Below are 26,995 nucleotides of genomic sequence, written 5' to 3'. Positions count from 1 at the left end.
CTAATGGCCAGTGCCAGCGGCGATAACACCCTCACCGGAACCAGCGGCAGCGACAATCTCGTTGGCGGTTCCGGCAACGACATTCTCTTGGGTGGCGCAGGAAATGATCGCCTGAACGGTGGTGCTGGGGACGACATTCTCAACGGTGGAAGTGGGATCGATACCGTTCTTGGCGGGTCGGGATCTGACATCCTCATATACAAGGCCTACGAGAACCAGTGGGTCGTTGGAACAAATCTTGCGTTCAATATAACCACTCAGCAGTTGAGTGGGACCGGACTGGTCTACACCGGAACCGATCAGACGGTTAGCGTGAATTCCAATGGACTCTCAGCCAGCCAAACTGGGACAGTTGCGAACGGTACGGCCTCATTCTCCGGCTATGACTCGTATGACGGCGGGACGGGTGCAGTTGGATCCTCATCATCAAAAGTCAATTCAACTCCAGACGTCGACACCCTCCAGATCTGGCTAAACGCGGATCAGCTCAACAATCAGGCGATCCTGAACGAGATCTACTACTACAAAAACGTTTGGGTGCCGGCGCATACGTCACAGAACACGTCTCAAGCCGATCAGAGCGTCTATACGTTCAAAACGATCAATCTGCAGGTCAGCGCGATTGAGAAGGTCGAGGTCAGGGACAGTAACGGCAACAATCTGCCGATGGTCCTGCACAACGACACGGCGGCCGGTGTAGAGGCTGGCATCGGCACATCAGGCAGTGATCCTGGGGCAGGAAATGTACTCACCAACGACGTCGGCTTTAATCCCTCAGCTGCGCTAACCGTAAGTTCTTCAGCTGCGTTGACCGTGAAGTCCGTCTTGGGGGCGAGCGCTTCAGTAACCGTGAGCACGACGGGGACGACAGCAGTCGATGGCAAGTACGGAACACTCTACATAAAGAGCGATGGCAGCTACACGTATGTCATCAACCAGTCGACCGGCAGTGCAGCGGATCACCTCGCGCAAGGCGAAGTGGGCAACGACGTTTTCAAGTATACGGCCGGTGATGGGACTGGCGCGAGCGCGCAAGCCGTCCTCACGATAACGATTACCGGCACCAACGACGCGCCGGTGATCACCTCGAGCGCGACCCAGGCCCAGGGCACGGTGCGTGAGGCGGGCAATTTCGACAACGGCTCGATCGACGCCGGGACTCCGTCGGTGTCCGGCACGCTGACCTCCAGCGACGTCGATCACAATGCGACGGCAACCTGGAGCCTCAACAGCACCTCCGGCACCTATGGCTCGATCGCGATCGATCCGGCCACCGGCAAGTGGACCTACACCGTCGATGCGACCGCCGGCTCGGCCGCCGACAAGCTCGCCGAGGGCGACAGCAAGACCGAGACCTTCACCGCCACCGTCACCGACGACAAGGGCGCCGTCGCCACCCAACTCATCACCATCACCGTGCAGGGCACCAACGATGCGCCGGTGATCACCTCGGTCGCCGCCGATGCCGCAGGCACGGTGCGTGAGGCGGGCAATTTCGACAACGGCTCGATCGACGCCGGGACTCCGTCGGTGTCCGGCACGCTGACCTCCAGCGACATCGATCAGGGCGCCACCGCAACCTGGAGCCTCAACAGCACCTCCGGCACCTATGGCTCGATCGCGATCGATCCGGCCACCGGCAAGTGGACCTACACCGTCGATGCGACCGCCGGCTCGGCCGCCGACAAGCTCGCCGAGGGCGACAGCAAGACCGAGACCTTCACCGCCACCGTCACCGACGACAAGGGCGCCGTCGCCACCCAACTCATCACCATCACCGTGCAGGGCACCAACGATGCGCCGGTGATCACCTCGGTCGCCGCCGATGCCGCAGGCACGGTGCGTGAGGCGGGCAATTTCGACAACGGCTCGATCGACGCCGGGACTCCGTCGGTGTCCGGCACGCTGACCTCCAGCGACATCGATCAGGGCGCCACCGCAACCTGGAGCCTCAACAGCACCTCCGGCACCTATGGCTCGATCGCGATCGATCCGGCCACCGGCAAGTGGACCTACACCGTCGATGCGACCGCCGGCTCGGCCGCCGACAAGCTCGCCGAGGGCGACAGCAAGACCGAGACCTTCACCGCCACCGTCACCGACGACAAGGGCGCCGTCGCCACCCAACTCATCACCATCACCGTGCAGGGCACCAACGATGCGCCGGTGATCACCTCGGTCGCCGCCGATGCCGCAGGCACGGTGCGTGAGGCGGGCAATTTCGACAACGGCTCGATCGACGCCGGGACTCCGTCGGTGTCCGGCACGCTGACCTCCAGCGACATCGATCAGGGCGCCACCGCAACCTGGAGCCTCAACAGCACCTCCGGCACCTATGGCTCGATCGCGATCGATCCGGCCACCGGCAAGTGGACCTACACCGTCGATGCGACCGCCGGCTCGGCCGCCGACAAGCTCGCCGAGGGCGACAGCAAGACCGAGACCTTCACCGCCACCGTCACCGACGACAAGGGCGCCGTCGCCACCCAACTCATCACCATCACCGTGCAGGGCACCAACGATGCGCCGGTGATCACCTCGGTCGCCGCCGATGCCGCAGGCACGGTGCGTGAGGCGGGCAATTTCGACAACGGCTCGATCGACGCCGGGACTCCGTCGGTGTCCGGCACGCTGACCTCCAGCGACATCGATCAGGGCGCCACCGCAACCTGGAGCCTCAACAGCACCTCCGGCACCTATGGCTCGATCGCGATCGATCCGGCCACCGGCAAGTGGACCTACACCGTCGATGCGACCGCCGGCTCGGCCGCCGACAAGCTCGCCGAGGGCGACAGCAAGACCGAGACCTTCACCGCCACCGTCACCGACGACAAGGGCGCCGTCGCCACCCAACTCATCACCATCACCGTGCAGGGCACCAACGATGCGCCGGTGATCACCTCGGTCGCCGCCGATGCCGCAGGCACGGTGCGTGAGGCGGGCAATTTCGACAACGGCTCGATCGACGCCGGGACTCCGTCGGTGTCCGGCACGCTGACCTCCAGCGACGTCGATCACAATGCGACGGCAACCTGGAGCCTCAACAGCACCTCCGGCACCTATGGCTCGATCGCGATCGATCCGGCCACCGGCAAGTGGACCTACACCGTCGATGCGACCGCCGGCTCGGCCGCCGACAAGCTCGCCGAGGGCGACAGCAAGACCGAGACCTTCACCGCCACCGTCACCGACGACAAGGGCGCCGTCGCCACCCAACTCATCACCATCACCGTGCAGGGCACCAACGATGCGCCGGTGATCACCTCGGTCGCCGCCGATGCCGCAGGCACGGTGCGTGAGGCGGGCAATTTCGACAACGGCTCGATCGACGCCGGGACTCCGTCGGTGTCCGGCACGCTGACCTCCAGCGACATCGATCAGGGCGCCACCGCAACCTGGAGCCTCAACAGCACCTCCGGCACCTATGGCTCGATCGCGATCGATCCGGCCACCGGCAAGTGGACCTACACCGTCGATGCGACCGCCGGCTCGGCCGCCGACAAGCTCGCCGAGGGCGACAGCAAGACCGAGACCTTCACCGCCACCGTCACCGACGACAAGGGCGCCGTCGCCACCCAACTCATCACCATCACCGTGCAGGGCACCAACGATGCGCCGGTGATCACCTCGGTCGCCGCCGATGCCGCAGGCACGGTGCGTGAGGCGGGCAATTTCGACAACGGCTCGATCGACGCCGGGACTCCGTCGGTGTCCGGCACGCTGACCTCCAGCGACATCGATCAGGGCGCCACCGCAACCTGGAGCCTCAACAGCACCTCCGGCACCTATGGCTCGATCGCGATCGATCCGGCCACCGGCAAGTGGACCTACACCGTCGATGCGACCGCCGGCTCGGCCGCCGACAAGCTCGCCGAGGGCGACAGCAAGACCGAGACCTTCACCGCCACCGTCACCGACGACAAGGGCGCCGTCGCCACCCAACTCATCACCATCACCGTGCAGGGCACCAACGATGCGCCGGTGATCACCTCGGTCGCCGCCGATGCCGCAGGCACGGTGCGTGAGGCGGGCAATTTCGACAACGGCTCGATCGACGCCGGGACTCCGTCGGTGTCCGGCACGCTGACCTCCAGCGACATCGATCAGGGCGCCACCGCAACCTGGAGCCTCAACAGCACCTCCGGCACCTATGGCTCGATCGCGATCGATCCGGCCACCGGCAAGTGGACCTACACCGTCGATGCGACCGCCGGCTCGGCCGCCGACAAGCTCGCCGAGGGCGACAGCAAGACCGAGACCTTCACCGCCACCGTCACCGACGACAAGGGCGCCGTCGCCACCCAACTCATCACCATCACCGTGCAGGGCACCAACGATGCGCCGGTGATCACCTCGGTCGCCGCCGATGCCGCAGGCACGGTGCGTGAGGCGGGCAATTTCGACAACGGCTCGATCGACGCCGGGACTCCGTCGGTGTCCGGCACGCTGACCTCCAGCGACATCGATCAGGGCGCCACCGCAACCTGGAGCCTCAACAGCACCTCCGGCACCTATGGCTCGATCGCGATCGATCCGGCCACCGGCAAGTGGACCTACACCGTCGATGCGACCGCCGGCTCGGCCGCCGACAAGCTCGCCGAGGGCGACAGCAAGACCGAGACCTTCACCGCCACCGTCACCGACGACAAGGGCGCCGTCGCCACCCAACTCATCACCATCACCGTGCAGGGCACCAACGATGCGCCGGTGATCACCTCGGTCGCCGCCGATGCCGCAGGCACGGTGCGTGAGGCGGGCAATTTCGACAACGGCTCGATCGACGCCGGGACTCCGTCGGTGTCCGGCACGCTGACCTCCAGCGACATCGATCAGGGCGCCACCGCAACCTGGAGCCTCAACAGCACCTCCGGCACCTATGGCTCGATCGCGATCGATCCGGCCACCGGCAAGTGGACCTACACCGTCGATGCGACCGCCGGCTCGGCCGCCGACAAGCTCGCCGAGGGCGACAGCAAGACCGAGACCTTCACCGCCACCGTCACCGACGACAAGGGCGCCGTCGCCACCCAACTCATCACCATCACCGTGCAGGGCACCAACGATGCGCCGGTGATCACCTCGGTCGCCGCCGATGCCGCAGGCACGGTGCGTGAGGCGGGCAATTTCGACAACGGCTCGATCGACGCCGGGACTCCGTCGGTGTCCGGCACGCTGACCTCCAGCGACATCGATCAGGGCGCCACCGCAACCTGGAGCCTCAACAGCACCTCCGGCACCTATGGCTCGATCGCGATCGATCCGGCCACCGGCAAGTGGACCTACACCGTCGATGCGACCGCCGGCTCGGCCGCCGACAAGCTCGCCGAGGGCGACAGCAAGACCGAGACCTTCACCGCCACCGTCACCGACGACAAGGGCGCCGTCGCCACCCAACTCATCACCATCACCGTGCAGGGCACCAACGATGCGCCGGTGATCACCTCGGTCGCCGCCGATGCCGCAGGCACGGTGCGTGAGGCGGGCAATTTCGACAACGGCTCGATCGACGCCGGGACTCCGTCGGTGTCCGGCACGCTGACCTCCAGCGACATCGATCAGGGCGCCACCGCAACCTGGAGCCTCAACAGCACCTCCGGCACCTATGGCTCGATCGCGATCGATCCGGCCACCGGCAAGTGGACCTACACCGTCGATGCGACCGCCGGCTCGGCCGCCGACAAGCTCGCCGAGGGCGACAGCAAGACCGAGACCTTCACCGCCACCGTCACCGACGACAAGGGCGCCGTCGCCACCCAACTCATCACCATCACCGTGCAGGGCACCAACGATGCGCCGGTGATCACCTCGGTCGCCGCCGATGCCGCAGGCACGGTGCGTGAGGCGGGCAATTTCGACAACGGCTCGATCGACGCCGGGACTCCGTCGGTGTCCGGCACGCTGACCTCCAGCGACATCGATCAGGGCGCCACCGCAACCTGGAGCCTCAACAGCACCTCCGGCACCTATGGCTCGATCGCGATCGATCCGGCCACCGGCAAGTGGACCTACACCGTCGATGCGACCGCCGGCTCGGCCGCCGACAAGCTCGCCGAGGGCGACAGCAAGACCGAGACCTTCACCGCCACCGTCACCGACGACAAGGGCGCCGTCGCCACCCAACTCATCACCATCACCGTGCAGGGCACCAACGATGCGCCGGTGATCACCTCGGTCGCCGCCGATGCCGCAGGCACGGTGCGTGAGGCGGGCAATTTCGACAACGGCTCGATCGACGCCGGGACTCCGTCGGTGTCCGGCACGCTGACCTCCAGCGACATCGATCAGGGCGCCACCGCAACCTGGAGCCTCAACAGCACCTCCGGCACCTATGGCTCGATCGCGATCGATCCGGCCACCGGCAAGTGGACCTACACCGTCGATGCGACCGCCGGCTCGGCCGCCGACAAGCTCGCCGAGGGCGACAGCAAGACCGAGACCTTCACCGCCACCGTCACCGACGACAAGGGCGCCGTCGCCACCCAACTCATCACCATCACCGTGCAGGGCACCAACGATGCGCCGGTGATCACCTCGGTCGCCGCCGATGCCGCAGGCACGGTGCGTGAGGCGGGCAATTTCGACAACGGCTCGATCGACGCCGGGACTCCGTCGGTGTCCGGCACGCTGACCTCCAGCGACATCGATCAGGGCGCCACCGCAACCTGGAGCCTCAACAGCACCTCCGGCACCTATGGCTCGATCGCGATCGATCCGGCCACCGGCAAGTGGACCTACACCGTCGATGCGACCGCCGGCTCGGCCGCCGACAAGCTCGCCGAGGGCGACAGCAAGACCGAGACCTTCACCGCCACCGTCACCGACGACAAGGGCGCCGTCGCCACCCAACTCATCACCATCACCGTGCAGGGCACCAACGATGCGCCGGTGATCACCTCGGTCGCCGCCGATGCCGCAGGCACGGTGCGTGAGGCGGGCAATTTCGACAACGGCTCGATCGACGCCGGGACTCCGTCGGTGTCCGGCACGCTGACCTCCAGCGACATCGATCACAATGCGACGGCAACCTGGAGCCTCAACAGCACCTCCGGCACCTATGGCTCGATCGCGATCGATCCGGCCACCGGCAAGTGGACCTACACCGTCGATGCGACCGCCGGCTCGGCCGCCGACAAGCTCGCCGAGGGCGACAGCAAGACCGAGACCTTCACCGCCACCGTCACCGACGACAAGGGCGCCGTCGCCACCCAACTCATCACCATCACCGTGCAGGGCACCAACGATGCGCCGGTGATCACCTCGGTCGCCGCCGATGCCGCAGGCACGGTGCGTGAGGCGGGCAATTTCGACAACGGCTCGATCGACGCCGGGACTCCGTCGGTGTCCGGCACGCTGACCTCCAGCGACATCGATCAGGGCGCCACCGCAACCTGGAGCCTCAACAGCACCTCCGGCACCTATGGCTCGATCGCGATCGATCCGGCCACCGGCAAGTGGACCTACACCGTCGATGCGACCGCCGGCTCGGCCGCCGACAAGCTCGCCGAGGGCGACAGCAAGACCGAGACCTTCACCGCCACCGTCACCGACGACAAGGGCGCCGTCGCCACCCAACTCATCACCATCACCGTGCAGGGCACCAACGATGCGCCGGTGATCACCTCGGTCGCCGCCGATGCCGCAGGCACGGTGCGTGAGGCGGGCAATTTCGACAACGGCTCGATCGACGCCGGGACTCCGTCGGTGTCCGGCACGCTGACCTCCAGCGACATCGATCAGGGCGCCACCGCAACCTGGAGCCTCAACAGCACCTCCGGCACCTATGGCTCGATCGCGATCGATCCGGCCACCGGCAAGTGGACCTACACCGTCGATGCGACCGCCGGCTCGGCCGCCGACAAGCTCGCCGAGGGCGACAGCAAGACCGAGACCTTCACCGCCACCGTCACCGACGACAAGGGCGCCGTCGCCACCCAACTCATCACCATCACCGTGCAGGGCACCAACGATGCGCCGGTGATCACCTCGGTCGCCGCCGATGCCGCAGGCACGGTGCGTGAGGCGGGCAATTTCGACAACGGCTCGATCGACGCCGGGACTCCGTCGGTGTCCGGCACGCTGACCTCCAGCGACATCGATCAGGGCGCCACCGCAACCTGGAGCCTCAACAGCACCTCCGGCACCTATGGCTCGATCGCGATCGATCCGGCCACCGGCAAGTGGACCTACACCGTCGATGCGACCGCCGGCTCGGCCGCCGACAAGCTCGCCGAGGGCGACAGCAAGACCGAGACCTTCACCGCCACCGTCACCGACGACAAGGGCGCCGTCGCCACCCAACTCATCACCATCACCGTGCAGGGCACCAACGATGCGCCGGTGATCACCTCGGTCGCCGCCGATGCCGCAGGCACGGTGCGTGAGGCGGGCAATTTCGACAACGGCTCGATCGACGCCGGGACTCCGTCGGTGTCCGGCACGCTGACCTCCAGCGACATCGATCAGGGCGCCACCGCAACCTGGAGCCTCAACAGCACCTCCGGCACCTATGGCTCGATCGCGATCGATCCGGCCACCGGCAAGTGGACCTACACCGTCGATGCGACCGCCGGCTCGGCCGCCGACAAGCTCGCCGAGGGCGACAGCAAGACCGAGACCTTCACCGCCACCGTCACCGACGACAAGGGCGCCGTCGCCACCCAACTCATCACCATCACCGTGCAGGGCACCAACGATGCGCCGGTGATCACCTCGGTCGCCGCCGATGCCGCAGGCACGGTGCGTGAGGCGGGCAATTTCGACAACGGCTCGATCGACGCCGGGACTCCGTCGGTGTCCGGCACGCTGACCTCCAGCGACATCGATCAGGGCGCCACCGCAACCTGGAGCCTCAACAGCACCTCCGGCACCTATGGCTCGATCGCGATCGATCCGGCCACCGGCAAGTGGACCTACACCGTCGATGCGACCGCCGGCTCGGCCGCCGACAAGCTCGCCGAGGGCGACAGCAAGACCGAGACCTTCACCGCCACCGTCACCGACGACAAGGGCGCCGTCGCCACCCAACTCATCACCATCACCGTGCAGGGCACCAACGATGCGCCGGTGATCACCTCGGTCGCCGCCGATGCCGCAGGCACGGTGCGTGAGGCGGGCAATTTCGACAACGGCTCGATCGACGCCGGGACTCCGTCGGTGTCCGGCACGCTGACCTCCAGCGACATCGATCACAATGCGACGGCAACCTGGAGCCTCAACAGCACCTCCGGCACCTATGGCTCGATCGCGATCGATCCGGCCACCGGCAAGTGGACCTACACCGTCGATGCGACCGCCGGCTCGGCCGCCGACAAGCTCGCCGAGGGCGACAGCAAGACCGAGACCTTCACCGCCACCGTCACCGACGACAAGGGCGCCGTCGCCACCCAACTCATCACCATCACCGTGCAGGGCACCAACGATGCGCCGGTGATCACCTCGGTCGCCGCCGATGCCGCAGGCACGGTGCGTGAGGCGGGCAATTTCGACAACGGCTCGATCGACGCCGGGACTCCGTCGGTGTCCGGCACGCTGACCTCCAGCGACATCGATCAGGGCGCCACCGCAACCTGGAGCCTCAACAGCACCTCCGGCACCTATGGCTCGATCGCGATCGATCCGGCCACCGGCAAGTGGACCTACACCGTCGATGCGACCGCCGGCTCGGCCGCCGACAAGCTCGCCGAGGGCGACAGCAAGACCGAGACCTTCACCGCCACCGTCACCGACGACAAGGGCGCCGTCGCCACCCAACTCATCACCATCACCGTGCAGGGCACCAACGATGCGCCGGTGATCACCTCGGTCGCCGCCGATGCCGCAGGCACGGTGCGTGAGGCGGGCAATTTCGACAACGGCTCGATCGACGCCGGGACTCCGTCGGTGTCCGGCACGCTGACCTCCAGCGACATCGATCAGGGCGCCACCGCAACCTGGAGCCTCAACAGCACCTCCGGCACCTATGGCTCGATCGCGATCGATCCGGCCACCGGCAAGTGGACCTACACCGTCGATGCGACCGCCGGCTCGGCCGCCGACAAGCTCGCCGAGGGCGACAGCAAGACCGAGACCTTCACCGCCACCGTCACCGACGACAAGGGCGCCGTCGCCACCCAACTCATCACCATCACCGTGCAGGGCACCAACGATGCGCCGGTGATCACCTCGGTCGCCGCCGATGCCGCAGGCACGGTGCGTGAGGCGGGCAATTTCGACAACGGCTCGATCGACGCCGGGACTCCGTCGGTGTCCGGCACGCTGACCTCCAGCGACATCGATCACAATGCGACGGCAACCTGGAGCCTCAACAGCACCTCCGGCACCTATGGCTCGATCGCGATCGATCCGGCCACCGGCAAGTGGACCTACACCGTCGATGCGACCGCCGGCTCGGCCGCCGACAAGCTCGCCGAGGGCGACAGCAAGACCGAGACCTTCACCGCCACCGTCACCGACGACAAGGGCGCCGTCGCCACCCAACTCATCACCATCACCGTGCAGGGCACCAACGATGCGCCGGTGATCACCTCGGTCGCCGCCGATGCCGCAGGCACGGTGCGTGAGGCGGGCAATTTCGACAACGGCTCGATCGACGCCGGGACTCCGTCGGTGTCCGGCACGCTGACCTCCAGCGACATCGATCAGGGCGCCACCGCAACCTGGAGCCTCAACAGCACCTCCGGCACCTATGGCTCGATCGCGATCGATCCGGCCACCGGCAAGTGGACCTACACCGTCGATGCGACCGCCGGCTCGGCCGCCGACAAGCTCGCCGAGGGCGACAGCAAGACCGAGACCTTCACCGCCACCGTCACCGACGACAAGGGCGCCGTCGCCACCCAACTCATCACCATCACCGTGCAGGGCACCAACGATGCGCCGGTGATCACCTCGGTCGCCGCCGATGCCGCAGGCACGGTGCGTGAGGCGGGCAATTTCGACAACGGCTCGATCGACGCCGGGACTCCGTCGGTGTCCGGCACGCTGACCTCCAGCGACATCGATCAGGGCGCCACCGCAACCTGGAGCCTCAACAGCACCTCCGGCACCTATGGCTCGATCGCGATCGATCCGGCCACCGGCAAGTGGACCTACACCGTCGATGCGACCGCCGGCTCGGCCGCCGACAAGCTCGCCGAGGGCGACAGCAAGACCGAGACCTTCACCGCCACCGTCACCGACGACAAGGGCGCCGTCGCCACCCAACTCATCACCATCACCGTGCAGGGCACCAACGATGCGCCGGTGATCACCTCGGTCGCCGCCGATGCCGCAGGCACGGTGCGTGAGGCGGGCAATTTCGACAACGGCTCGATCGACGCCGGGACTCCGTCGGTGTCCGGCACGCTGACCTCCAGCGACATCGATCAGGGCGCCACCGCAACCTGGAGCCTCAACAGCACCTCCGGCACCTATGGCTCGATCGCGATCGATCCGGCCACCGGCAAGTGGACCTACACCGTCGATGCGACCGCCGGCTCGGCCGCCGACAAGCTCGCCGAGGGCGACAGCAAGACCGAGACCTTCACCGCCACCGTCACCGACGACAAGGGCGCCGTCGCCACCCAACTCATCACCATCACCGTGCAGGGCACCAACGATGCGCCGGTGGCCAATGCCGATACCGGAGCAGTGAATGAGGATGCGACGCTGACGGTGACGGCGGCCAATGGCGTGATCCGGGGCACGACGAGCGGCTCGGTGGCCGACACCGATGTCGACAATACCACCAACACGCTGGTGGTCTCGGGCGCGGTCGCCGGTACGGGAACGGTGGCGCAGGGCGCTGGCGTAGGCACCTCGCTCGCGGGCACTTATGGACATCTGACGCTGAACGCCGACGGCTCGTACAGCTACGTTGCCGACACCGCCAACAGCCTTGCCACAGGTGTCACTGCGATCGACACCTTCACCTACACGGTCAAGGACCCGGGCAATGCGGTGTCCAACCCCACGACGCTGAAGATCACGGTAACCGGTACCAACGACGCGCCGGTGGCCAATGCCGATACCGGAGCAGTGAATGAGGATGCGATGCTGACGGTGACGGTGGCCAATGGCGTGATCCGGGGCACGACGGGCGGCTCGGTGGCCGACACCGATGTCGACAATGCCACCAACACGCTGGTGGTCTCGGGCGCGGTCGCCGGTACGGGAACGGTGGCGCAGGGCGCTGGCGTAGGCACCTCGCTCGCGGGCACTTATGGACATCTGACGCTGAACGCCGACGGCTCGTACAGCTACGTTGCCGACACCGCCAACAGCCTTGCCACAGGTGTCACTGCGATCGACACCTTCACCTACACGGTCAAGGACCCGGGCAATGCGGTGTCCAACCCCACGACGCTGAAGATCACGGTAACCGGTACCAACGACGCGCCGGTGGCCAATGCCGATACCGGAGCAGTGAATGAGGATGCGATGCTGACGGTGACGGTGGCCAATGGCGTGATCCGGGGCACGACGGGCGGCTCGGTGGCCGACACCGATGTCGACAATGCCACCAACACGCTGGTGGTCTCGGGCGCGGTCGCCGGTACGGGAACGGTGGCGCAGGGCGCTGGCGTAGGCACCTCGCTCGCGGGCACTTATGGACATCTGACGCTGAACGCCGACGGCTCGTACAGCTACGTTGCCGACACCGCCAACAGCCTTGCCACAGGTGTCACTGCGATCGACACCTTCACCTACACGGTCAAGGACCCGGGCAATGCGGTGTCCAACCCCACGACGCTGAAGATCACGGTAACCGGTACCAACGACGCGCCGGTGGCCACAAACGACGCGGCAACAACAACGCAAAACGTCCCAGTTCAGATCTTCGTCTTGAACAACGACACCGACGTCGACAGTCTCATATTGTCGCCCACGAACGTATCCGCTGCAGCTCACGGCACCGTCGCAGTGAACGCGGACGGCTCGATAACTTACACTCCAGACGCGGGCTATACGGGCGCCGACTCGTTCACTTATCGGGCGAGTGACGGGTCCCTGAGCTCGAACCTCGCGACAGTGAACTTGACTGTGACTGCAGCGCCCCCACCCACAACTTCTGGTACTTTGATAGTCAGCAAGAACGCGGCTGTGAGCTGGTCAGTCAGTCATCTCTTAAAAAGCGATACCGACGCCGCCAACGACTCCAACACGATGACGAGCGCACGAATTCAAGACGTGAACGGTGGACTTATCGGAACAGCCACAATAACCGGCGACAACATTTCCTTCACCGCGCCCAATCAGTCAGCGAACGATTTCCTGTCGATTACGCTGAACAGCGGTAAGGTGCTGGTCTGGCAACTTGTTGTCGACAACACCTCAAATAGTACTGATATCAATACAGACTTTACTGCCATCAGCGGCACTTACATCGCGTCTTACCTAACCGCACCGAGCGGTGCCGGTAAGTCGATGGCCGGAGGCACTTCGACAGGTCTTGGTGGATACGATGTGTTTGTCGCAGGCTCGGGCGGTAATACTCTAACTGGCCGGAGCAATGGCGACCTGCTGGTAGGAGGGGCGGGAGCAGATACTTTTGTGATCGGTACTGGTGACTCTCCAGTGACGGTTGGCGGAACCGGAAACAGCGGCACCCTCACGGCAACCTACGACGTACTAAGTCTATTCTCGACTACCGCGGATTTCCTGGACTTGCAGGGCACGCCATCTGCCGCGGCCAACACGTCCGGCACGAACGGCATCGATTCTACTCTCACCGTTGCCGGTCAAACTATCAAATCGCACGCGATAACAAACGGTATGATCACCTTTGATGATGCCAACACCTATGCAGCAGCGGTCACGTTGAACGGAACGGATACCTCGGCCGTCGCAGCCGCCGTTCAATACCTGCAAAACAACGACATTGGTAACGCGGGAACGACTGTAGCATTCATTGCGACAATCAATGGCGCAGCACACACGTATGTGTATGAACAGGTCGGGGCGACGCCGAATTCCGCGAATGACATACTGGTAGATTTGCAAGGTGTGACGCTAACGAGCGGTGGGACGAGCCTGCAAACTCTTATTACGAACACCCATGTCAAGCCGGCGGGCGCGGCTGGCGAATCGATAAGTTTGGGTTTGGCTAACCCCTCAGGAGACCCCAACCAAACTATAGAAGTCATTGTGAGAGGTGTGCCAGCTGGCTGGACGTTGAACGCGGGTACAGATAATGGAGACGGCACCTGGACCGTGCTGACCAACAGTGTTGAGTCCCTCTCTGTAACTACATCTAGCGGTGTGGTCGGTGCCACGGTACTTAGCGTTTCAGAGACTTGGACGGATGCAGACGGCAACTCTGGAGCTAAGGTCGTCGCGGACAACGTGGAGACCTACGGTTCGGGGGCCCCGATCTTCGCCTGGTCCGGTGATGATTTTCTCTCGGCTTCCGGCGGCCACGATCTGCTGGTGTTCTCTCAGCCGATCGGCCACGATACGGTCTACAGCTTCGATCTGTCGATGGATCAGATCGATCTTATTGGTTACAAGACGATCCTCAACTTTACGGATGTTCAGGCCAACACAGTTGATGACGCGAACGGCAATGCCGTCTTGACACTCGCGGATGGTCAAACCATCACGTTCAGCGGGGTGCACGCAGCTGACCTGACGGCGAGTAACTTCGTGTTCGATCAGACGCCGGTCACGGAAAACCCGGGCACGATGACCATCGGAAACGGCGCCCTGCTGCCGCTCTCCGGAGACATCGACAACACCGGTACGATTGAGCTGAACTCGACCGGCGACACCACGGATCTGCAGCTGATCCAGCACGGCATCACGCTGCACGGTGGTGGCACGGTTGTTCTGTCCGACAGCTCTGAAAACGTGATCGAGGGCACGGCCAGCGATGTCACGTTGACCAACGTCGACAACACCATCAGCGGCGCCGGTCACCTCGGCAACGGGTTCATGGTGCTGATCAACGAGGGCAACATCATCGCAACCGTCACCAATGCTCTGGAGATAGACACCGGCGGTAATACGATTACCAACTCCGGCACGCTTGAGGCCACCGGGACGGGCGGTTTGGTTATCGACAGTGCGATTTCCAACACCGGACTGCTCTGGGCCAATGGCGGCAACATCATCGCCCATGCTGATGTCAATGGTGGGTCCGCGCTGATCAGCGGATCTGCCACCCTCGAGCTCGGCGGCACCTCGTCGACCGACGTCAAGTTCGACGCGACCGCCAACGGACTGCTGCAGCTCGATCACGCTATCAACTTCTCCGGCCTGGTGTCAGGCTTCAACGCGGGCGATCAGATCGATCTCCACGACATCTTGTCCGCTTCCGGTGCATCGGCCTCGTACACCGCCAACAACGCCGGAACGGGCGGAACACTGAGCGTGACCGACGGTGTCCATACCGCAAATATCGGGCTTCTTGGTCAGTACACCTCGGATGACTTCGAGCTCGCAAGCGATGGAGCAGGTGGGACACTGATCAAGGTGCACGTCTAAGCGTAGATGCCGGGTGGGGCCATCTCGCGACAAAAATGGGTCGGCCTCACGTCGGTATATCGTAATGTCGCGCTATCCCGGATCGTTGGCGGGACGATCCGATTGCCATCCTGGGAGCGCGGGCTCGACGGATCCTTCCACAAGCTCACACCCAGTACGCGGGTTTCGAAATGCGCACCTGGATCGATGAATTCCATTACCCCTGGGCACGCGGGTGAGTTTCCGTCCACAGCTGATGAGCGATCATGGTCGGCTCAATGCCGAGTCGTGCCCACCATTCAATCTCTTTGCTGGCCCGATGCAGTTCCCGGTGATGCGCCCGGCAGACAGGCACCGTAAACTCGTCACTGACCTTCTGTCCCAGCCCGCGCGCCTGCGCAAACCTCAAGTGGTGGGGGTCGCTCGGTGTTCGGCCGCAGACCAGGCACGGCTGCTGCGCCACAAACCGCAGATGGTGGCGATCGCGCCGGCGGAAGGGCTTGGGGATGCCGAGAGCGCTTTCAATGCCAACATTTGGGTCGGGTGTGTTGTTGGCGTCATGTGGAAGCATCGATTGGGCTGAGGGTGATCGAATTATGGATAGCTGCGCCTCGAAACTTTCGCGGATCCGCTCGGCATCCTTCAGGTGAAGACTTTTTAACTGTGGCCATACCCGGAATGCCCATCGGTTGAGCTGCTGCTCGGTTTCCAGCGCTTTCGCTTCGGACGAGAGCTGGTCCGCAATGGTCTTCGATGCTTCTGGACTCAAGGATGGTGTGGATACCCGATCTTCTTGACCTTTTCGCGCGAAGGCCTTCGTGCCACTGCCCTTCGTCCGAGAGACCGACAGGGCTTCGAGAGTAGGCTGGTTTGCCGGGGGTTTTCCGCCCGCGGCATTTGTCGGCTCAGGACCGGGGATAACGGCGTCTGGTGAATCCAAATCGTCCTCGCCGGCAATCCCGACCAGGGCGAACAAGGCATAACGTCGCGCGTAGGTGAGAGCCGCTCCCATTCGGTGCGGAGCTGCGGTCTCGCTGACCGGGCACACCGGCCAGTCTGACGCAATCCATTCGCCGGAGCTGTGCAGCAGGGTGGTGGTCAGCCGGATCAGCCCGGTCTCGGACTCAACGAAGGTTGCCTGCACAGTTGCGATCTCGTGCTTGGACAGGCACTTCCTCACGATTGTCAGTCCTGCCGCGAGCGAGGCATAGCGAAAGGTGCGGGGCGCCTCGCGCGGAAATGGCGAGATCAGGGTTGCCGTCAGCTCCTTGTCGGGGTTCTCCAGTTCGGCCTGAGCCTTGGCCAGGGCTGCGGCGATCGCGCCGGTCGTCTCACTGGCGCGCTGCATGGGGCGGCTCGTCATGGTCGGTGAGCTCAAAGCTGATGGCGCCGGATTTTGAACGTCGGGCGCGCACACCGTGCCCTGCGGCCTCCTTGGCATCGCCCGGGACCAGCGCCTTCAGCTCCGACTTGGCGCGGTTGTGGTGGTTCGCTGCCGGCAGCGTGACGCGATAGAGGCTGGCGAACTCGGCCCAGGCGTTGGAGCCGCTCATGTCGACGGTTTTGACCGCCTCGAGTTTCGGCCGCGGCGGCTCAATCCCGAACAGGTGAGGGGGCTCGCCGGTTTCGACACAGCGCCAGAACTTCTTCTCCGCTGTCAGCAGCAGATGCTGGTAGAGTGGATCGGCTGCGACGGTGATGCTCACCCATTTGCCGCCGCCGGTGATGATCGACAGCACCGCGCTGCGGGCCGTTACGACCCACATGTTGTGCTGCAACTGCGCCATATGCTTTTCTCCCGCGGCGTCTTCGGAAAAGTTCCAGGGCAGCATGAACTTGGCCTCGAACACCGCGCCGTCCTCGATCCGTCCGTCGAGGGTCGCCGCCATCCAGCGGTGCACGGGATGAAGCACCTGACGCTGCACGTCCTCAACACGCTGCCCGGTGTTCTTCTCGTACCAACGCCGGTTCAGGCCTTCGGTGACGGTCCCGAGCTGGACAACCAGGTCGCCCGACAGATCCTCTGGTTCAACCTCGCCGCGCCTCTGCTGCCACAGCCGGACCAGCGCCGCCTGGTCCTCACCCATGATGATCCGCGCATCCGAGCCGCCGATGAAGCCGCGCCGAGCGGGATCCAGCCTAAATTCACCCATCTGAAACCTCATAAATATCGTTTTAAAACACTTACGATACTAACGCTATTTACGTCGGATCAATCGTTTTTCGATAGAAGCGGTCGAATCTGCTATGGATTCGCCGCGATGATCACCTCTGAGCAGTGCCGCGCCGCCCGCGGGCTCCTGGACTGGAGCCAGCAGGACCTCGCCATCCGGGCCGAGGTCGGCATCGTTACCGTCCGGCAGCTAGAGGCGGGTCTTAATCAGCCCAGGCGCGCCACGCTTGCCGTGGTTCGGCGGTGTTTTGAGATGAGTGGTGTTGAATTCATCGACGAGAATGGCGGGGGACCTGGCGTGCGGCTACGCGAACCGCGGCGACGACCAAGAGACGATGGGCTCGAGTCTTAAGCACGCGCTGCCAAGCTTGTTTGCCGCGAGGAGTTTCTCAGCGCGCGGTTGTTGCGCGCAAGCTGACTCGACGCCGGACGGGTCCGTGGGGGAGCGAGCGTCCCGATCGCAAAGTTGCTCGCGCAGTGCTTACTCCACGTACGACATTATAGCGGCGCGCTCTTCTCTCTTCTCACAGATCAAATATTCTGTGTCACACACGCCGCGGCGGCGGTGAAGTGGACCCAACGCATGTATCGCCACTTGGTGCTGAAGAACCTAAGACGGCGCCCACGGCAGCCAAAGATGATCAATTCGGACGAGGACATGCCTACCCAACCGGCGGAGCGGATGGCCCAAGGCACCCGGCGTGTGCTCGACCAGCTCTTGCAGCTGGACCGCTATGAAGCCCGAGCCATCGGCCGCCGCGACCGGGCGCTCCGAAGCATAACTCGGCAGATCGGGAGCGCGCGACAAACTCTGCAAAACGAACCCAATTAATACAGTGTTATCAAGGCTCCCGCTCGATGCATCTTCGAAAACCGGCGCTAAATTACTCCGTTTTCCTGAAAGGAGGAGAAAGCCGTCGCGTGGGGTAGGGTGACTTCTCGTTCCGCTGTCAGCTAGCCGCCCCGTTATGTCCGCCTCGGTCTACAGTTCGAGCACCACTACGCCCGAGACCGCATCCGTTACGCCGCGACCACCACCTTGATCTTCAAGCACGCCACGGAAGCTATCGAGTGTCTTTATCATGGCGGGGCGAGCGGCGACCATTGCCTCCTGACTGGCCCACTTGCCGATGAGACAGAAGGTTTGCTCGCCGGTTTTGATGATCACTCCCTCGTCGAGTCCGGGCCATTTTGCCTTGCCATCCCTGTGCGCATTCAGGAATGCGGCTTCCTCGCCGGGCTTTATCTTGAACTTGACGACGTTATAGACCTGCATTGCTTCCTCCTTGCTCGTGACAAGATCATCTTATTCGGCCGAGTTCGATCATGTGCGACGGCATCCGTGGAACGCAATCGCAACAGTGCCGCAGGATGACAGCTGCAGGCGGTCAGGGGCGCTGAGGCGAACACATGGCTGACAGGCATAACGAGCGGGCTGGATCGAGGGGCTGTACGCCTTTCTGCTTCCACCAACTCTTCTTCGTTGTCTTCGGTCCAGCTCGCGGTGGTGGCTCACCTGAGCCGTCCTGTTGTAATCCGTGATGGTTCGTGAATTGCCGTGCCGGCGCTCCTCGCCATACTGTTCAAGCTATGATCGCGGGCTTGCTGATTACTGTCGCCGTGGGCATCGTGGCTCTTGCGGTCACATTTGGCGCGGTCGTTTACATAGACCGTCGTTCTGAGCAGGAGCGCCGATAGAAGGGGGGTACAATCCGGCAAGGTGACCAAGCTTACGTGATGTTAGAAGATCGTTGCGGGCTGAACAGCTTGCGGTGAAGTTCCTGGTTATCCAGCACTCCTCGACGATCAGCGCGGCTAACGAATTGTGATGCTAAAGTGTTCGAGCTGATGCTCCGCCATCTCCTGTCGGCGCTGCCAACTCGTTGGCCGTTGCCGTTCGACAATTCAATTTGCCTGCCGAGGCGTTGCAGTTGGGGCCATACTGATATTAGCGCGCTTACTCCATGCAACTGATTTCGATGGGGATGAACGGCCCTTGCTGAAACAGGTCCTGGTGACTTCGCGTCGCAATGGGGCTCAATTTGCATACTGGAACCTAGGCACTGAGCCGGCACGAGCTTTGATAGCCCCAAGCCTCTGCGCGTTCCAGCCGATCGTGATCACCGATTCCAGGCCATCGTGATCACCCATTCCAGAGCATCGTGATCACCGTTTCCAGCCGATCGTGATCGCTATTTCCAGCGATCATGATCGGGGACAACCAGGAGGCGCCCACCGCTGACAGTCTGCAACCGGGGTAGCTCGGTCTTTTGCCCAACCGCAGAGGATCGAGATGCCGACAGAGAGACTGTCCATGCGCCACATTCGCGAAGTTCTACGCCTGCACTACAGCGTCGGCATGTCGCAACGCGCCGTTGCCCGCAGCCTCGGTCTGGCCCAGGGCACGGTCAGTAAGTACGTCAACCGAGCCCGCCGCGCCGGTCTGACCTGGCCGTTGCCAACGGAGCTCGATGACGACGTCCAGCTCGAGAACCGCCTGTTTCCGCCGCCTTCCGATCGGCCCAGCGACGAGCGTCCGCATCCGGACTGGGCGCTCGTGCATCGCGAGCTGCGGCGCCCGAACGTCACGCTGATGCTGTTGTGGGAGGAGTATTGCGACGCAAACTCCGACAGCTTCAGCTATGCGTGGTTCTGCGAACGCTATAAGGAATGGGCCGGCCGCCTCAAGCCGACCCTGCGCCAGGTCCATGTCGCCGGCGAGAAGCTGTTCGTCGACTATTCCGGCCACACCATGGAGGTAGTTGACGGGCTCACCGGTGAGGTGCGCAGCGCGCAGATCTTCGTCGCCGTGCTCGGCGCCTCGAACTACACCTACGCCGAGGCCAGCCTCACCCAGAGCCTGCCGGACTGGATCGCCTCGCACGTGCGGGCCTTTGCCTTTTTCGGCGGTGTGGCCCGGCAGACGGTGAGCGACAATTTGAAGGCCGGCATCACCCGGGCCTGCTTTCACGAGCCGATGGTCAACCGGACCTATGCCGATCTCGCCCGCCATTACCGCACCGCCATCGTCCCGGCGCGGCCGTATCGGCCGCGCGACAAAGCCAAGGTCGAGGTCGGGGTCCAAATCGTCGGGCGATGGATTCTGGCGCGTCTGCGCAACCGCCGCTTCTTCTCGCTCGCCGCCCTCAACGAGGCGATCCACAGCCTCCTTGTCGAGCTGAACGATCGACCTCTCCGGAGCTGGGGGCGAAGTCGGCGCGATCTGTTCGAAGAGTTCGATCATCAGGCGCTCACCCCCTTGCCGGATGAACCGTACGAGTATGCCGAGTGGAAGCGCTGCCGGGTCAACCTCGATTATCACGTCGAGATCGCCAAGCATTACTACAGCGTCCCTCACAACCTCTTGCATCAGGAGGTCGAGGCTCGCATCACCCAAAAGACCGTCGAGATCTTCCTCCGTGGCAAGCGCGTGGCCTCGCATCTGCGCAGCACCTTGCCGCATCGCCCGACCACGATTGCCGAGCATATGCCGAGTTCGCATCGCCGCTATCGTGACTGGACCCATGAGCGTATTCGTTCCGAAGCCGCCAAGGTCGGCCCCGACGCCGACACCCTGATCGACGTCATCCTGCGGTCGCGGCCGCATCCGGAACAGGGCTTCCGCTCCGCGATCGGCATTCTCGGGCTGGTCAAGCGCTACGGCCAGGAACGCGTCGACGCCGCCTGCGCCCGGGCCCTGCTGCTCAACGCCCGCTCGTACAAAACGGTCGCCGCCATCCTCAAGAACGGCACCGACAGAACCGCGCCTCCCGCCGAGGAGGCGCCCATCCTCTTCCACGCCAACATCCGTGGCCGCAGCTACTACAATTGATCAGGAGAGATCAGCATGCTTATTCACCCCACCGTCGATCGCTTGCGCGCCCTCGGCCTCGCCGCCATGGCCGATACCCTCACTGAACTGCAGAACAACCCCGAGGCGGCCGAGATGCCGCACGCCGATTGGCTCGGCCTCCTCGTCGATCGCGAGGTCACCGCCCGCGACAACCGCCGCCTCACGCGCCGCTTGACCAGTGCCAAGCTCCGGCAAGCCGCCGCCATTGAGAACGTCGACTATCGCACCGCTCGCGGCCTTGACCGTTCGCTCTTCCAAACCCTCGCCACCTGCCAATGGATCCGTGAGGCCAACCACCTGGTCATCGTCGGCCCAACCGGCACCGGCAAGTCCTGGCTTGCCTGTGCGCTCGGCAACAAGGCCTGCCGCGACGGCTTCTCCGTCCTCTACAAGCGAACATCCCGCCTGTTCGCCGATCTCGCCCAGGCGCGCGGCGAAGGCCGTCTGGCGCGCCTGATCGCCGCGCTCGAGCGCGTCAATCTCCTCATCCTTGACGACTGGGGACCCGAACCGCTCACCGCCGACCAGCGCCGCGATCTGCTCGAGATTGTCGATGATCGCTACGACAAGGGATCCTTGTTGATCACAAGTCAGGTCCCCGTGTCGCAATGGCACGACGTCATTGCCGATCCCACCCTTGGCGATGCGATATTGGACCGCATCATTCACAATGCGCACCGCCTCGAGCTCAAAGGCGACAGTCTACGGCGTCAGGCTGGCGAAAAGAAAAAACCGTGAGCACCTCGCGCACGATCGCCCCGCCGGCCCACAGGCCCCTCCCGCGCGCGTCGCTCCGTCGCTCATGGGGGCACTCCGCGCCGCGCACGGGGCCCTCCCATGGACCGCCGGAACGATCTCCGAACCAACCCGCCAGCCTTGACCAGGAGACCATTTCCAGCACACATAAACCCGTCAGTCGTGTTCGCCTCCGCATCTGATCACGATCGCTGGAATCCGTGATCACCATCGCCTGGAACACCTGATCACCATCCCTGGAATGCGCAAGCCTCAACGTGGCAGCCCCGTATTGCCCGGCTCTTGATGAGACTTCAGCGCTATCAGCCGGTCCTGACCTGATCCTCCGAGAGCAGCAAGAGGCGTGTTACGCAGACCGCGTGAGCGTCGCCTGTTTATCGCGTCTTCGGCGGCGGTAACGGGAGCTTCTCCTGCGGGGCGGCGTCAGCATCACTGGCGGCACATCAGGCTGCGCTTGCTGCTCCACTCCTTGCGCTGGCCTAACGAGATCGAGCTCACGGCTCATACTTTCCAGGGCTGCAAGGAAACTCTTGCCTTTTTCGGTGATGACCCATTCGCCGTTGGCGCGCTCAACCAGATTTTGTCCGAAAATGTCGAGACCCGGCGCGCGCTCCGCGAGGCGCTTCATGCGAGATGTCCAATCCGACCCGCTGGTGTAGAAGATCGCAAGGTACTGTTTGACAGTGTCCAGGCTGGCGCGGCCGTCGGGTTGGCCGTCCAATATCTTCAATATGGACAAAGCAAAACTCACCAGCGGCATCCCCCCGAGCCTGATCAAATTCTATGCCGAATGAGCTTCCAGAGGCTAGATCTTCGGCGGGAGGCCCACAGTTCGTATTTTCGTGAAAACGCCAAGGGTATGCAGGTAAGTGCCTATCGTTGTACCACATGCCTCCAAACTAAGCGGGGCGGCTGGCGCGCCATTCAGGTCGGGAGGCACGACTGAGCAAGCCAGATCAGAGGCGGAGGTAGGCAAGCGGTCGCTTAAATTTGGCCTGTCTTGTGCGCGCAACATTCGTCTGCTTTGATGCCGTGTTGCCCCTTACATGAACATTGTAGCTCCTGTCATGAACACGTTGAGTTCGCGCTGGCGCGTACACCAGACCAACATTCGTCGCTATGAGAACATGCTCAAGACCCAGCTGAGCGATCAGGAGCGGCAGTTCGTGGAGACGCGCCTCGCGGAAGAGCGGATCGCGATTAGCGTGTTGGAGTTCTTGGACACGCCTGCGAACTCCAGCCGAAATGAGCAGCCTCTCGCGCGCTGACCCTATGTTGCAGCGGCGCCACATCTAACGGCACCGATAAAAGATCGGAACAGAGCTGCTAGCCGCCGTGACGCTAGCAGTGCCACGATTTTCGTTGATCAAGATCAAGGTCTATCTCCGCCGCCAGCTCAGCCTATGTGAGCTGCGCGCCCGACAGCATCGCTGTCCGATCTCTGTAGCGCATAGTTGCTCAAAGGAGTTTGCGGATGGGAATATTGGATCAATTGGGGGTCGGCGAGGGCCGCCTCAAGGAATACAGCGACTTCGTCAACCGCTACGAACAAGGCCATCCTTCACAGGGGTATTCGGACCAGGAGGTGCTGACGCGATATGGGGAGGTCGCACACGCCGCATCGGCCGACCAATACGCTCAGGCGGCACACGAGGCCTTGAGCAAACTGTCTCCGGAAGAACGGGCGGACATCCTGAAAATGCTGCAAGAACGCGCCGCCGCTCGCGGGGTTGCCTTGCCGACACAGGTCCCTGCAGAGCCGAAGGAATTGGGCCAGGTGATCACCGATCTGCACGGCAAGCCCGGCCAGCTGCGCGACATGCTCGGTGCCAACGCCATTGAGGACCAACAGCAGGGATCAGGTTCAAACCCGATCATTGAGGTTCTATCCTCCCCAGCGGCCAAAGCGGTGCTCGCCGGAATTGCGACGATGCTGATCAAGCGGGTCATGGCGAGATAGCCCGCCCCGTCGTTGAAAGAGGGAGGCCAAGATGCGCATCGATGACTTGCCCGAGAGCGAGCGCATTGAAGACCGCCGCGGCGGGGGATTACGTGGCCTTCCCGGAGGTGGCGGCGGGCTTGGTATCGGCACCATTGTCGTGCTCGGGCTGATCGGTTGGGCTCTGGGCATTGATCCGCGCGTGCTGATCCAAGGGGCGGAAACAATATCGGGGAACGATAGCGCCCAGCAGCAAACCAGTGCGGCCCAGTCGGGCACGCCTTCCGATGAAATGGGCCACTTTGTTTCTGCGGTGCTCGGCAGCACCGAAGTGCAGTGGACCGCCATTTTCTCTCAAGCCGGCAAACAGTACGAGCGGCCAACGCTGGTGATGTTCTCGGGGGCAACGACCTCTGGCTGTGGATCGGCACAATCCTCGATGGGGCCATTCTACTGCCCGCTCGATCACAAGGTGTATCTTGACACCAGCTTCTTTCAGGACCTGGAGCGGCGTTTCAAAGGCTGCGACGCAGGAAGCAAAAGCTGCCAGTTTTCTCAGGCCTATGTGATTGCCCATGAAATCGGGCACCACGTTCAGAACCAGCTCGGCGTCTTGTCCGGGGTGCAGGACCAGCAGCGTGGGATGGACAAAGCCGCGTCCAACGCCCTGCAGGTCCGGGTCGAACTTCAGGCCGATTGCCTCGCCGGGATCTGGGCAAATCGCGCGGAAGAGAAGTGGAAGTTTATTGAGCCTGGCGACGTTGAGGCAGCGATGCAAACCGCTTCGGCGATTGGCGATGATCGATTGCAGCGGCAGTCGCAAGGTTACGTCGTGCCGGACGCGTTCACGCACGGCACATCCGAGCAGCGCACCCGCTGGTTCATGGCTGGTCTAAAGTCTGGAGAAGTCGGAAGCTGTGACACCTTCCGGACCTCGCGGCTTTAGGTGACGTATTATGCCGAGGGAGGCTACAGCCCAGCAGATCTTTGCACTGTGACGACCAACGGTTCACTTGAGCCATACGATGTGCTCAGTATCTCTGGTGACAAGGCCACGCTCAATATGTTGAACGGCCATGACTTGGACGAGCACCTCAAGCAATTGTAAGATGAAGTCACCGCGCAAACCTCTCCCCCTGGCTGACTGCGTGCCCTCGAGGTATTCGAATTAACATTGGAGCGATCGGATGAGTGAACTTGTCGTCATTGCTTTCCCGACAGAGGCGAAGGCGGAAGAGGTTCGGCAGAAACTTCTCTCCATGCAGAAGGAGTACCTGATCGAGATCGGAGATGCGGTGATTGCTGTGAAAGACGCTCAAGGCGCGGTGAAGCTGAATCAACTCCTCAATACGACGGCAGCCGGGGCGGTATCTGGCGCGTTTTGGGGCAGTCTGATCGGACTGATCTTCCTATCGCCGCTTCTCGGCGCCGCGCTTGGTGCGGCGTCCGGCACTCTTGGCGGATATCTGACCGACGTCGGCATTGATGACAAATGGATGAAGGAAACCGCGGCCGCCATCCAGCCTGGCACCGCGGCCTTGTTCGTGCTGGTGCGCAAAGTGACCGCGGATAAAGTGCTCGAAGGTCTCAGAGGTGAAGGCGGCACCGTACTGAAAACATCGCTCGATCACACCAAGGAGGCCGCGCTGCAAGCAGCCCTGGCCGGCGCTCAGGCGGCCGCGCCTCCCGCTCCCCCAGCGTGAATGGCTGCGCGCGAGCGCCCCAACGCGCGCGCCGAGCACGATACGGGCGCCGTCAAGCGCTGGGACTGGCTTCGGCATGAGGCCGGCGCGCTTCGGCGTCGGCCTGGTTTTGCCCTGATTGATCTGCACAGAGCTGCAGCAAACAAAGAGATCTCCCGCGTCGCTGTTGTAAGAGGGGACCGTGTTCTCGCGACCCTCCTTTTCATCGATATTGTCCAGTCAACCCAACGCGTCACAGCGATGGGGACTCGGACCTAGTCTAACCCCATCATCAGCAAGTTCGGAGGGAAGTCGCGCGTCTCGGCGGCCGAGTAGTGAACACTGCGGGCGATGGCATCTTCGCAACCTTTGAGGGGCCAGCGGGTGCGATCGAATGAGCCGGCGATCTAAGGGATGTGGTTGGCAATCCGGGATTGGCGATCCGTTGCGGTATTCACACTACGAGTGCATAATCGAAGGCGACCACGTCACCGGGGTCGCTGTGCACATAGGTGCGCGCGTAGCCGCCCGCGCTGCCCCGCGAGATTCTTCTCTCCAGCACCGTGAAGGACCTGATTGCCGGATCGAGAGTGATCGAGGTTCTCATGTCCCCAAGGGTATTCCCGGCCGGTGGCGGTTTTTCGGTGTCAAGGATATTGCCCCTCAGGTCGCTTGTCCGCCCGGTCACCGCTGGTGACCACCCGGTGACTGAAGCCAGGGGTATGAGCGTGGGACTGAAGCCGCGGCGGCCGGATCTTCACGTCGTCTGTCAGTCGCCAATGCTCAATACCACCGCTCAACAGCGGACCGTCTGCTCCAGGAACGGACAAATAGCCTTCGGGGATAATACGGCAGAATGGTTCCGCACTGGCCGGGAATTTGAATGAACGAAGTGTCTTCGTACACACGGCATCGCTTCGTCGGGTAAATCGTGTCCGCCTGAGCCGTCATCGCAGATCCGAGGAGCGAAACGGCGACCAGAGATGTGAAGAGCATCTTCATCTGAACCACCTCAATCGGCGACGGTCCAAAAGCAACGCAGTACAATAGGCCGGATCCCCCGTCACCTCAAGTCCCACTCTAGCCGTGTCGGGCTTGAAGGAGTATAGACAAGCCCCGCGCGAACAAAGAATGGCCAAGGGTCACGGGTC

The 26,995-nt window shown here is 63.3% G+C and carries 12 protein-coding genes; 7 read left to right on the top strand and 5 right to left on the bottom strand.

Annotated features, from left to right (window positions below):
• The first annotated feature begins 3 nt into the window (after window positions 1-3).
• On the top strand, window positions 4-15,462 hold the full coding sequence (locus ACRQ5Q_RS27545) for a VCBS domain-containing protein (protein WP_439393019.1): 15,459 nt from the start codon (window positions 4-6) through the stop codon (window positions 15,460-15,462).
• A gap of 196 nt (window positions 15,463-15,658) precedes the next feature.
• Here the strand turns inward: ACRQ5Q_RS27545 and ACRQ5Q_RS27540 are convergent, their stop codons facing one another.
• The 3 genes from ACRQ5Q_RS27540 to ACRQ5Q_RS27530 all read right to left on the bottom strand — a co-directional run bounded on the left by ACRQ5Q_RS27540 (window position 15,659) and on the right by ACRQ5Q_RS27530 (window position 18,890).
• A complete protein-coding gene (locus ACRQ5Q_RS27540) occupies window positions 15,659-16,789 on the bottom strand; it encodes an ERF family protein (RefSeq protein WP_439393017.1) in 1,131 nt (376 codons plus the stop codon).
• Window positions 16,773-17,594 carry a YqaJ viral recombinase family protein gene (locus tag ACRQ5Q_RS27535; RefSeq protein ID WP_439393015.1) on the bottom strand — a complete coding sequence of 274 codons (822 nt, stop codon included), beginning with the start codon at window positions 17,592-17,594 and terminating at the stop codon, window positions 16,773-16,775. Before ACRQ5Q_RS27535 ends, ACRQ5Q_RS27540 begins: the two co-directional genes overlap by 17 nt.
• Window positions 17,595-18,596: 1,002 nt before the next feature.
• On the bottom strand, window positions 18,597-18,890 hold the full coding sequence (locus tag ACRQ5Q_RS27530) for a DUF718 domain-containing protein (RefSeq protein WP_439393013.1): 294 nt from the start codon (window positions 18,888-18,890) through the stop codon (window positions 18,597-18,599).
• A 1,017-nt stretch (window positions 18,891-19,907) separates the two neighbouring features.
• Between ACRQ5Q_RS27530 and istA the strand changes: the two genes are divergently transcribed.
• Window positions 19,908-21,446 carry an IS21 family transposase gene (istA, locus tag ACRQ5Q_RS27525; RefSeq protein ID WP_439392910.1) on the top strand — a complete coding sequence of 513 codons (1,539 nt, stop codon included), beginning with the start codon at window positions 19,908-19,910 and terminating at the stop codon, window positions 21,444-21,446.
• A 15-nt stretch (window positions 21,447-21,461) separates the two neighbouring features.
• Complete coding sequence (gene istB / locus ACRQ5Q_RS27520) at window positions 21,462-22,205, top strand: IS21-like element helper ATPase IstB (protein WP_439392912.1); 744 nt, start codon at window positions 21,462-21,464, stop codon at window positions 22,203-22,205.
• Between the two features lie 364 nt (window positions 22,206-22,569).
• Here istB and ACRQ5Q_RS27515 read toward each other — a convergent pair whose 3' ends face one another.
• Complete coding sequence (locus tag ACRQ5Q_RS27515; RefSeq protein ID WP_439393012.1) at window positions 22,570-22,983, bottom strand: hypothetical protein; 414 nt, start codon at window positions 22,981-22,983, stop codon at window positions 22,570-22,572.
• A 307-nt stretch (window positions 22,984-23,290) separates the two neighbouring features.
• On the opposite strand from ACRQ5Q_RS27515, the gene ACRQ5Q_RS27510 reads away from it, so the two are divergent.
• The 4 genes from ACRQ5Q_RS27510 to ACRQ5Q_RS27495 all read left to right on the top strand — a co-directional run bounded on the left by ACRQ5Q_RS27510 (window position 23,291) and on the right by ACRQ5Q_RS27495 (window position 25,865).
• Window positions 23,291-23,491, top strand: coding sequence for a hypothetical protein (locus ACRQ5Q_RS27510; protein ID WP_439393010.1), 201 nt, complete (start codon window positions 23,291-23,293; stop codon window positions 23,489-23,491).
• 206 nt (window positions 23,492-23,697) lie between these two features.
• On the top strand, window positions 23,698-24,183 hold the full coding sequence (locus tag ACRQ5Q_RS27505) for a hypothetical protein (RefSeq protein WP_439393008.1): 486 nt from the start codon (window positions 23,698-23,700) through the stop codon (window positions 24,181-24,183).
• A 31-nt stretch (window positions 24,184-24,214) separates the two neighbouring features.
• Complete coding sequence (ypfJ, locus tag ACRQ5Q_RS27500; protein ID WP_439393006.1) at window positions 24,215-25,108, top strand: KPN_02809 family neutral zinc metallopeptidase; 894 nt, start codon at window positions 24,215-24,217, stop codon at window positions 25,106-25,108.
• A 241-nt stretch (window positions 25,109-25,349) separates the two neighbouring features.
• Window positions 25,350-25,865, top strand: a complete 516-nt coding sequence (locus tag ACRQ5Q_RS27495; RefSeq protein WP_439393004.1) for a DUF1269 domain-containing protein — start codon at window positions 25,350-25,352, stop codon at window positions 25,863-25,865.
• 433 nt (window positions 25,866-26,298) lie between these two features.
• Here the strand turns inward: ACRQ5Q_RS27495 and ACRQ5Q_RS27490 are convergent, their stop codons facing one another.
• Window positions 26,299-26,451 carry a hypothetical protein gene (locus ACRQ5Q_RS27490; protein WP_439393002.1) on the bottom strand — a complete coding sequence of 51 codons (153 nt, stop codon included), beginning with the start codon at window positions 26,449-26,451 and terminating at the stop codon, window positions 26,299-26,301.
• Window positions 26,452-26,995 lie beyond the last annotated feature (544 nt).

The organism is Bradyrhizobium sp. PMVTL-01 (assembly GCF_051861855.1).
GTDB lineage: Bacteria > Pseudomonadota > Alphaproteobacteria > Rhizobiales > Xanthobacteraceae > Bradyrhizobium.
This window is presented reverse-complemented; position numbering and strand designations above follow the sequence as displayed.

Coding starts and splice junctions, on each gene's coding strand:
- ACRQ5Q_RS27495 (WP_439393004.1), top strand. CDS start 25,350: ATGAGTGAACTTGTCGTCATTGCTTTCCCGACAGAGGCGAAGGCGGAA.
- ypfJ (WP_439393006.1), top strand. CDS start 24,215: ATGCGCATCGATGACTTGCCCGAGAGCGAGCGCATTGAAGACCGCCGC.
- ACRQ5Q_RS27540 (WP_439393017.1), bottom strand. CDS start 16,789: ATGCAGCGCGCCAGTGAGACGACCGGCGCGATCGCCGCAGCCCTGGCC.
- ACRQ5Q_RS27515 (WP_439393012.1), bottom strand. CDS start 22,983: ATGCCGCTGGTGAGTTTTGCTTTGTCCATATTGAAGATATTGGACGGC.
- ACRQ5Q_RS27530 (WP_439393013.1), bottom strand. CDS start 18,890: ATGCAGGTCTATAACGTCGTCAAGTTCAAGATAAAGCCCGGCGAGGAA.
- istB (WP_439392912.1), top strand. CDS start 21,462: ATGCTTATTCACCCCACCGTCGATCGCTTGCGCGCCCTCGGCCTCGCC.
- ACRQ5Q_RS27490 (WP_439393002.1), bottom strand. CDS start 26,451: ATGAGAACCTCGATCACTCTCGATCCGGCAATCAGGTCCTTCACGGTG.
- ACRQ5Q_RS27545 (WP_439393019.1), top strand. CDS start 4: ATGGCCAGTGCCAGCGGCGATAACACCCTCACCGGAACCAGCGGCAGC.
- ACRQ5Q_RS27505 (WP_439393008.1), top strand. CDS start 23,698: ATGGGAATATTGGATCAATTGGGGGTCGGCGAGGGCCGCCTCAAGGAA.
- istA (WP_439392910.1), top strand. CDS start 19,908: ATGCCGACAGAGAGACTGTCCATGCGCCACATTCGCGAAGTTCTACGC.
- ACRQ5Q_RS27535 (WP_439393015.1), bottom strand. CDS start 17,594: ATGGGTGAATTTAGGCTGGATCCCGCTCGGCGCGGCTTCATCGGCGGC.
- ACRQ5Q_RS27510 (WP_439393010.1), top strand. CDS start 23,291: ATGAACACGTTGAGTTCGCGCTGGCGCGTACACCAGACCAACATTCGT.